Annotated in this window: 7 protein-coding genes and 1 pseudogene; all 8 read left to right on the top strand. The window is 70.7% G+C overall.

Translation table 11 applies throughout. The features are described from left to right. Nucleotides 1-1,427, top strand: a pseudogene (locus tag ABZ318_RS38205) (histidine kinase); the annotation flags it as partial. 9 nt (nt 1,428-1,436) lie between these two features. Next, entirely contained in the window at nt 1,437-1,850 is a 414-nt protein-coding gene (locus ABZ318_RS38210) for a roadblock/LC7 domain-containing protein (RefSeq protein WP_030496942.1), read from the top strand. Between the two features lie 165 nt (nt 1,851-2,015). Then, nucleotides 2,016-2,420: a DUF742 domain-containing protein gene (locus tag ABZ318_RS38215; RefSeq protein ID WP_356907023.1), complete on the top strand. Its 405-nt coding sequence runs from the start codon at nt 2,016-2,018 to the stop codon at nt 2,418-2,420. Then, on the top strand, nt 2,401-2,982 hold the full coding sequence (locus ABZ318_RS38220; protein WP_116158662.1) for an ATP/GTP-binding protein: 582 nt from the start codon (nt 2,401-2,403) through the stop codon (nt 2,980-2,982). The genes ABZ318_RS38215 and ABZ318_RS38220 overlap by 20 nt, the downstream gene beginning before the upstream one ends. 340 nt (nt 2,983-3,322) lie before the next feature. Then, nucleotides 3,323-6,583 carry a nitrate- and nitrite sensing domain-containing protein gene (locus ABZ318_RS38225; protein ID WP_356907024.1) on the top strand — a complete coding sequence of 1,087 codons (3,261 nt, stop codon included), beginning with the start codon at nt 3,323-3,325 and terminating at the stop codon, nt 6,581-6,583. A 7-nt stretch (nt 6,584-6,590) separates the two neighbouring features. Continuing rightward, entirely contained in the window at nt 6,591-7,004 is a 414-nt protein-coding gene (locus ABZ318_RS38230) for a roadblock/LC7 domain-containing protein (protein ID WP_026057603.1), read from the top strand. A 91-nt stretch (nt 7,005-7,095) separates the two neighbouring features. Beyond that, nucleotides 7,096-7,641 (top strand): DUF742 domain-containing protein, encoded by a 546-nt coding sequence (locus ABZ318_RS38235; RefSeq protein WP_356907025.1) that lies wholly within the window; start codon nt 7,096-7,098, stop codon nt 7,639-7,641. Beyond that, on the top strand, nt 7,622-7,904 hold a 283-nt coding region (locus ABZ318_RS38240; RefSeq protein ID WP_176902409.1), incomplete at its 3' end, for an ATP/GTP-binding protein. The genes ABZ318_RS38235 and ABZ318_RS38240, both read left to right, overlap by 20 nt.

Raw genomic sequence — 7,904 nt, forward strand, 5'->3', positions numbered from 1 at the left:
GTCCCCGGGCCGCGCTGCCCGCCCGTGACGGTGCCCCGTCCTCCGGCGGCCCGCAGGGCGCGCCGCAGTCCCGCACCCCGCAGCCGCAGAACGCCCAGCTGGAGCAGACCGGCCGGCTGCCGCAGGTCCCGCAGACTCCCCAGTCGCCCGACGCGCTGCGTCCGGGCCCCGGTGGGGGCGGCCTCATCGGCGGCGCCGCGAGCGCCATCCCGTCCCGTACGGACGTGTGGGGCAACCAGTCCGGCCCGCAGGCACCGCAGCAGCAGTCGCAGCAGCAGGGCAACCAGCAGGGCGGGTACGACTTCCCGCGCGCCGAACTGCCCGGCGGCAACCCGCAGGCGCAGCAGCAGCGCCCGCAGGCCGCGAGCTGGGGCAACGACCCGCAGCAGCCGGTCCGGCGCCCGCAGCAGGAGATGTCCCCGCTGGACGCCCCGCGCGGTCACGAGGAGCCGGAGTCGGCGGGCCTGTTCGGGTCCCCGGCGGCTCCGCAGGGTCCCGGTTCCACGGGCCAGTTCCCGCAGCCGGACTTCGGTGCCCCGCAGCAGGCCCAGCAGCCGCAGCAGTTCTCGCAGCAGCAGGCCCCGCAGGCCTACCAGGGCGGTGCGCAGGACCCGGCGTCGACGGCGCAGTTCCCGCGCCCCGACTTCGGTGCTCCGCAGGGTCCCGGCTCCACCGGCCAGTTCCCGCAGCCGGACTTCGGCGCCCCGCAGCAGCAGCCGCAGGCCCAGCAGCCCCAGGCGTACCAGGGCGGTCAGCAGCAGCAGTTCGGCCGGCGGCCCTTCGTGCCGCAGGCCCAGCAGCAGGCTCCGCAGGCCCAGCCCCCGGCGCCGCGCCAGCGGGGCGGCGACGACTTCGGTGCCCCGCGTCCGGCCGAGCCGGCCGGCCGGCAGCCGCAGCAGCCGCAGCTCCAGCAGCCGCGCCGTCCGGAGGCCCTGCCGCCGGCCGGTGGCGCGGGTGAGGGTCGTGTCCCGCTGAACGACCCGCTGGAGGGCAACTGGTACGCCCAGCAGCAGGCGAGGCAGGCGGATCTGACGCAGACGACGCAGACCCCGGTCGTGTCGCAGCCGTCCGCTCCGGCGCCCCGTCCGGCCGGCGACCCGGCCGGCGACGGCGGCCGCCAGAACGGCGGGGCCGCCTGGCGGACCTCGCCCAACGACGAGCTGGTGCGCCAGGCGGAGCGGGTGCGCAAGCCCGCGGCCGGCGGCGTCACCACCTCCGGCCTTCCGCGCCGTGTGCCGAAGGCCAACCTCGTACCCGGGACCGCACAGGAGCAGGCCCACACGGCCGGCCCCCAGGTCTCGCGTGCACCCGACGACGTCCGCGGCCGGCTCACCAATCTGCGCCGCGGCATCCAGCAGGGCCGCCAGGCCGGCAACTCGACCACGGGTAGCCACCACCTCGGTCCGAACCATCAGCAGGAGCGTTAGTTGAACGCGATGAGCCAGGCGGCGCAGAATCTGAACTGGTTGATCACCAACTTCGTGGACAACACCCCCGGGGTGTCCCACACGGTGGTGGTCTCCGCCGACGGACTCCTGCTGGCCATGTCCGAAGGATTCCCCCGTGACCGCGCCGACCAGCTGGCGGCGGTCGCATCCGGACTGACCTCGCTGACCGCGGGCGCGTCCCGGATCTTCGAGGGCGGTCCCGTGGCACAGACCGTGGTGGAGATGGAGCGCGGCTTCCTCTTCCTGATGTCCGTCTCGGACGGCTCCTCGCTGGCCGTGCTCGCTCACCCCGAGTGCGACATCGGCCTCGTGGGCTACGAGATGGCGCTGCTGGTCGACCGGGCCGGCAGCGTCCTCACCCCGGATCTCCGTGCGGAGCTCCAGGGCAGTCTGCTCCACTAGGTCACGCACGGCGGACGGGCCCCACTCCCGTCCGCATCGACCGACACGCAGGGCGGTACGCCCCTCCGTACCGTTCTGGGCACTGTTCATCGTCCGGCCGCCCCACCCGGCCCCCCACCGGCCCCATCAGACGGCAGAAGTCTTGCTGTCACGCCCGGAGGATTCATGACCCCGCCCCCCGCCTCTCACGATCCGTACGGCGCCTCAGTCGACGAGTACGGACATGAGGGCGACCAGCCGCTGGTGCGTCCGTACGCGATGACCGGCGGTCGGACCCGGCCGCGCTACCAGCTCGCCATCGAGGCGCTGGTCAGCACCACGGCCGACCCGGCACACTTCGCCACGCTCCTTCCGGAGCACCAGCGGATCTGCCACCTCTGCTTCGAGGTCAAGTCGGTGGCCGAGGTGTCGGCCCTCCTGTCGATGCCGCTCGGCGTCGCCCGGATCCTCGTGGCCGACCTGGCGGAGGCCGGCATGGTGGCGATCCACCAGCCGGGCAACGGAGAGACCGGCGGCACGCCGGACGTGACACTGCTCGAAAGGGTGCTCAGTGGACTTCGCAAGCTCTAGCGGCGGCGCGGCCAGATCGACCACCAGCGCGAAGATCGTGGTGGCGGGCGGCTTCGGCGTGGGTAAGACCACGTTCGTCGGCGCCGTCTCGGAGATCAACCCGCTGCGTACCGAAGCCGTCATGACCTCCGCGTCGGCCGGCATCGACGATCTGACGCACACCGGTGGCAAGACGACGACGACCGTCGCCATGGACTTCGGCCGCATCACCCTCGACCAGGACCTGATCCTGTACCTCTTCGGTACTCCTGGTCAGGACCGCTTCTGGTTCATGTGGGACGACCTCGTCCGCGGCGCCATCGGCGCCGTCGTCCTGGTCGACACCCGCCGCCTCGCCGACTGCTTCCCCGCCGTCGACTACTTCGAGAACTCGGGCCTGCCCTTCGTCATCGCCCTCAACGGCTTCGACGGCAACCAGCCCTACCAGCCCGAAGAAGTCCGCGAGGCCCTCCAGATCGGCCCCGACACCCCCATCATCACCACCGACGCCCGCCACCGCGCCGACGCCAAGAGCGCGCTCATCACCCTGGTCGAGCACGCCCTCATGGCACGCCTCAAGTAGAGGGACCGGTCAGGGCAGTTGTCATATGCCGCTGCCAGGGGCGGTCTGTGTCCTTCGACACGGCCGTCCCCGAGTTCATAACGTTTCGACAGAGAATTGGGGCGCCCCGGACACCCGATGCATCCGACCGGTGTCACTGCGCTCACATGAGCCCCGCCATTTGGCGGGGCTCGCTCTTTATGCCCGTTTTATGCGAGGCCTGGACCACTGAAAGGGGCCGCTTCCCACTGTTTGGAAGGGACACCCTTCACGTGCTGCAATTCATGAACTCCCGAGTAGTACGGCCCTGAACGAAACACCGGCACAACGTAGGTGCCGACGCCGAGAGGTTGTTGGTCGAGTGAGGCGAAGCAAGGAAAGCTCCGCGGAGCAGGAGACGCGGGGCAACTTCACGCCGCCGTCGCGTACGGCGATGTCGCCCGCGGACGTGCCCGTGACGCCGCCCCCCGTGGAGGCTCCCAAGGGCAGCTCCAGCAAGCTCTCGCCCCGCAACTGGCGGGTGCCCACCCGACTGAACGCGATCCTCTGCATACCCGTGCTCGTCGGCCTCGTCATGGGCGGCTTCCAGGTCAAGGTGGCCATCGACACCTGGCAGGAGGCGCAGGACGCCGAGAAGACGGCGCTCATCGTGCGCGCCGCCTCGGAGTACAGCACCGCCCTGCTCAACGAGCGTGACCTCACCGCCGGCCCCCTGCTGGCCGCGAAGACCCCCGAGGACCGCAAGGTCGACGAGGTCACCCAGGCGTACGCCGCGACCGACTCCGCCAAGGCCAAGTTCGACGAGGCCGTCAAGAACATGCCGTCGGGCCAGGGCCTGGAGCGCCGTCTGCGGCTGTTCCAGGACGAGGAGCCGAAGCTGGAGACGCTGCGCAAGGCCGCGTACACCCGCTCCCTCGACCCGGTGAACACCCAGCTCGGCTACACGAGCGTGCAGCACTACCTGATGGAGTTCTCCAACGAGCTCGGTCTGGGCACCGGCAACATCACCAGCTACGGCCGCACCGTCTACGCGATCCAGCTCTCGAAGGGCGCGGAGTCCCTCCAGCGCTCCATCGGCACCCAGCTCCTGGTCCGGCCCAGCCACGACGAGGCCGTCTTCGCCCAGCAGTCCGTGGCGTTCAACTCGTACAACTACCTGGAGCAGATCGCCCTCGGCGAGTTCAACTCCGGCGGTCTGCCCGAGGACGTCGACCTCCTCAAGAAGGTCATGGCCGGCAAGGCAGCCGAGGGCGAGAAGCGGATGACCGCGGCCGGCATCGAGCTCCCCAAGGGCAAGGACGGCTCCGTCTACTCCGGCGTCGCCTCCCAGATCGGCACCGCCAAGGGCGCCGACGGCATCAAGGAGCTGAAGGGCAAGGGCATCACGCCCGAGACCTGGATGGCCGTCGCCACCGCCAAGTTCGACGGCTACAGCGAGGTCGAGAAGACCCTCGTCGACAAGGCCGTGACCGAGGCCGCCGACATCTCCGACGAGGCCAAGACGGACGCCTGGGTCAACGGCGGCATCGTCGTCGTCGCCCTGCTCGCCGCCTTCATCCTGGCCGGGATGATGGCCCGCCAGATGAGCCGCTCGATGCGCGAGCTGCGGAACGCCGCCTTCGGCATCGCCGAGCAGCGCCTGCCGATGCTGGTCGACCAGCTCTCCCGCACGGAGCCGGGCCGGGTCGACACCCGCGTCCAGCCCATCCCGATCGACTCGCAGGACGAGATCGGCGAGGTCGCCCGCGCCTTCGACCAGGTCCACCGCGAGGCCGTCCGGCTCGCCGCCGAGCAGGCCATGCTCCGCGGCAACGTCAACGCGATCTTCACGAACCTCTCGCGCCGCAACCAGTCGCTGATCGAGGGCCAGCTGACCCTCATCACCGACCTGGAGAACAACGAGGCCGACCCGGACCAGCTGGAGAACCTCTTCAAGCTGGACCACCTGGCCACCCGTATGCGCCGCAACGGCGAGAACCTCCTCGTCCTCGCCGGCGAGGAGCCGGGCCGCCGCTGGGACCAGCCGGTCCCGCTGGTCGACGTCATGCGCGCCGCCTCCTCCGAGGTGGAGCAGTACGAGCGCATCGAGCTGGCGGGCGTCCCGGAGGCCGAGATCCACGGCCAGGCCGTGACCGACCTCGTGCACCTGCTCGCCGAGCTCCTGGAGAACGCCACCACGTTCTCCTCCCCCCAGACCAAGGTCCGCGTCACCGCGACCCGTCTGCCCGACGGCCGCGTGATGGTCGAGATCCACGACAAGGGCATCGGCCTCACCGCCGAGGACTTCGCGGACATCAACCACAAGCTGGCCAACCCGCCGACCGTGGACGCCGCCGTCTCGCAGCGCATGGGCCTCTTCGTGGTCGGCCGGCTCGCCGACCGGCACGGCATCCGGGTCCAGCTCCGCCCCTCGGGCGAGCAGGCCGGGACGACCTCGCTGATCATGCTGCCGGACGCGATCACGCACGGCGGTGGCGGCGAGCAGCCGCTCCAGGACGACTTCACCGTCTCGCAGATCATTCCGCAGCAGCAACAGCAGAACGCCTTCGAGAGCTCCGCGCCGCAGCCGATGCTCACCGCGGCCGACCTCGGCTTCGACGACTCGCGCTACGAGCAGCCGGCCGAGGAGGAGCGCCAGCTCGACCCGGTCAACCGCTCGCTCCAGCGCGAGGGGCGGCGTGCCGCCCTGGAGGCCCAGGCGCAGGGCGGCGACCGTCCGCTCTTCCGCGACGAGACGGAGCCGGCGGAGCAGTACGGCCAGGCCCAGGAGTTCGACCAGGGTCAGGAGTACGGGCAGCAGCAGGCCCAGGAGTACCCGACGGAGCAGTACCCGGCGCAGGAGTACGGCCAGGAGTACGCGGCCGGCTACCCGCAGCAGGACGGCTTCCAGCAGCAGGAGGGCTACCCGCAGCAGGAGGGCTACGCCTACCCGCAGCAGGGTTACGAGGCGTACCCGCAGCAGGGCTATGCGGAAGCCTCGTACGAGACCCCGGGAACCGAACACCAGCAGTACGGCAATGCGTTCGATCACCAGCCCCATCAGGCAGAGTGGCCTGATCAGAACGCTTACCAGGGCGGCTACGGACAGGATTTCGGAGCGGAACCGGAATCTGCTCCGAGCGCTCCCGAACAGGCCCCCGAGCGCGTAGGCTTCGACCGTCCGGGCCCGACCGCGAGTCCCGCCCCGGACGCCGGACACGCGCTGACCGACGCCGGTCTGCCGCGCCGCGGCAGCGTCGCCCCGCAGACGCAGCAGGTGCCGCAGCAGGCGCCGCAGCAGCCGAAGCCCGCGCAGCCGGTGCAGCAGCAGGACGCAGCCGACGGCTCCGACGAATGGCGCTCGACCAACGACGAGCGCTGGCAGCGGGCCGGAAAGCTCAAGGACCCCAAGGCGGGCGGGGTCACCTCGTCCGGTCTCCCCCGCCGGGTCCCGAAGGCCAACCTGGTCGAGGGGACGGCTGAGCAGACCCCGCAGGGCGGCCCCCAGGTCTCCCGCGCACCCGAGGACGTACGGGGCAGGTTGAGCAACCTGCGCCGGGGCGTCCAGCAGGGGCGCAGCGCGGGAACGGACACGAACGGATCGGGCCTCGGCCCGGGCAGTACCTACAACCAGGAGCGTTAGTGTGAGCATGAGCCAGGCGGCGCAGAATCTGAACTGGTTGATCACCAACTTCGTGGACAACACCCCCGGGGTGTCCCACACGGTGGTGGTCTCCGCCGACGGACTCCTGCTGGCGATGTCCGAGGGGTTCCCCCGTGACCGCGCCGACCAGCTGGCGGCCGTCGCTTCCGGACTGACCTCGCTGACCGCGGGCGCGTCCCGGATCTTCGAGGGCGGTGCGGTCAACCAGACCGTGGTGGAGATGGAGCGCGGCTTCCTCTTCATCATGTCGATCTCGGACGGCTCCTCGCTGGCCGTGCTCGCCCACCCGGAGGCCGACATCGGTCTCGTGGGCTACGAGATGGCTCTGCTCGTGGACCGCGCGGGCACGGTTCTGACTCCCGACCTCCGGGCGGAGCTTCAGGGAAGTCTTCTCAACTAACAGACAGACAGTGCGTTTCACGTCACCGCACCGTAAGGTGCGGTGGCGCGGTTCAAGGGACATGGACCGCGAGGCAGTCGGAGGAGGAGACGTGGGTACACCGCCGGGCGCGAGCCCCTACAACGGTTATGACGCGCACCAGGCGCCCCTGGGGGACACCGCGCAGAACAACCGGTTCAACTTTCCCTCCGCCCCGAGCAGACAGGGCGTGTCGCAGCCCTACGCGCAGCCTCAGGTCCCGTCGGCCGCGGGTTCGCCGTCCACCTCGCGCGGCGCCGCGGGCGGTTCCGGCGGGCACAACCCGCTGGTGCGTCCGTACGCCATGACCGGTGGCCGGACCCGGCCGCGCTACCAGCTCGCCATCGAGGCGCTGGTCAGTACGACGGCCGACCCCGCCCGGCTGCAGGGGCAGCTGCCCGAGCACCAGCGGATCTGCCGGCTCTGCTTCGAGATCAAGTCGGTCGCGGAGATCTCGGCCCTCCTCTCCATTCCCCTCGGCGTCGCCCGAATCCTCGTCGCCGACCTGGCCGAGGCCGGACTCGTCGCCATCCACCAGCCCGGCGGCGACGAGGCCGCCGGCGGCCAGCCAGACGTGACACTGCTCGAAAGGGTGCTCAGTGGACTTCGCAAGCTCTAGCGGCGGCGCGGCCCGTTCAACCACCAGCGCGAAGATCGTGGTGGCGGGCGGCTTCGGCGTGGGTAAGACCACGTTCGTCGGCGCCGTCTCGGAGATCAACCCGCTGCGTACCGAAGCCGTCATGACCTCCGCTTCCGCGGGCATCGACGACCTCACCCACACCGGCGACAAGACGACGACGACCGTCGCCATGGACTTCGGCCGCATCACCCTCGACCAGGACCTGATCCTGTACCTCTTCGGTACTCCTGGTCAGGACCGCT

Origin of the sequence: Streptomyces sp. NPDC006197 (assembly GCF_040613865.1) — a bacterium.
Classification (GTDB): domain Bacteria; phylum Actinomycetota; class Actinomycetes; order Streptomycetales; family Streptomycetaceae; genus Streptomyces.

What these genes read in the sequence shown, in the direction of transcription:
- ABZ318_RS38210 (WP_030496942.1), top strand. Translation starts at nt 1,437, where the DNA reads ATGAGCCAGGCGGCGCAGAATCTGAACTGGTTGATCACCAACTTCGTG.
- ABZ318_RS38215 (WP_356907023.1), top strand. Translation starts at nt 2,016, where the DNA reads ATGACCCCGCCCCCCGCCTCTCACGATCCGTACGGCGCCTCAGTCGAC.
- ABZ318_RS38230 (WP_026057603.1), top strand. Translation starts at nt 6,591, where the DNA reads ATGAGCCAGGCGGCGCAGAATCTGAACTGGTTGATCACCAACTTCGTG.